Raw genomic sequence first — 381 nt, forward strand, 5'->3', positions numbered from 1 at the left:
CGCCAGCACCCCCGCCCAGGTGGACGGGGCATGCCAGTCGAACCCGGTCGCCCGCGAGGCCGCCCGCACCGTCAGTCCCGCGGCCCGCGCGGACCGCGCCACCCGGCTGCCCGTACGGCCCGAGGCACCGGTCACCACCACCGTCGTGTCGCGCGTGTCCTGTGTCATGCCGTCGAGTCAACTCGGGTGCCCCGCAAGGGGCCATCGCCGAACGGCTCATTCCCATGCGTACGCGTCTACGCTGGCCGCATGGACGCTCTGGCAGGTCTGCTGGAAGGACCGCGGGCGCGTGGCGCCTTCATGATCCGTGCGTGTTTCGACCCGCCCTGGGCGGTGCGGGTGGAGGACCGGGCGCCCCTGACGGTCATGCTGCTGGTCCGC

General features: G+C 73.5%; 1 protein-coding gene and 1 pseudogene. One reads left to right on the top strand and one right to left on the bottom strand.

What is annotated here, in order from left to right:
- Window positions 1-168: pseudogene (locus tag EHS43_RS48710) on the bottom strand (NmrA family transcriptional regulator); the annotation flags it as partial.
- A gap of 81 nt (window positions 169-249) precedes the next feature.
- Here EHS43_RS48710 and EHS43_RS48715 point away from each other — a divergent pair.
- Window positions 250-381 (top strand): cupin domain-containing protein (locus EHS43_RS48715; protein WP_148104407.1); only part of this gene is annotated, 132 nt, incomplete at its 3' end.

The organism is Streptomyces sp. RP5T, from assembly GCF_003933965.1.
In the GTDB taxonomy this organism is placed as follows: Bacteria; Actinomycetota; Actinomycetes; order Streptomycetales; family Streptomycetaceae; genus Streptomyces.